The 325-nt window shown below is 57.5% G+C and carries 1 protein-coding gene; it reads left to right on the forward strand.

Features of this window, described 5'->3' with window-relative positions:
• Window positions 1-325, forward strand: a 325-nt coding sequence (locus AAEY99_RS21285) for a hypothetical protein (RefSeq protein WP_351011959.1), incomplete at both ends; no start/stop codon positions are given.

Raw genomic sequence — 325 nt, forward strand, 5'->3', positions numbered from 1 at the left:
GTGCCTGTCACTGCAGGCGCGACCGATGTTGATGTCACCGCGCAAGTGATTGATATCGCCGGTAACCCATCAGCAACCGCCACTGATACACAACCTGTTGATGCCACCATGGCTCCTGCACCGACCGTTGAGTTCAGCGGCATGGGCACTGACGGCGTGTTCAACAGCGATGAGATCGGCAGCGACGGCACTGTGACCGCGACCGTGACGCTAGCGACTGGCACCCAAGTCGGCGACACCTTGATTGTCACTGATGGCAATGGCAACACCCTATTTAACGGCCCTGTCACTCAAGACATGCTCGACAACGGCTTTGACGTTGAAG

This window comes from Shewanella sp. S1-58-MNA-CIBAN-0166 (assembly GCF_040310085.1).
GTDB lineage: Bacteria > Pseudomonadota > Gammaproteobacteria > Enterobacterales > Shewanellaceae > Shewanella.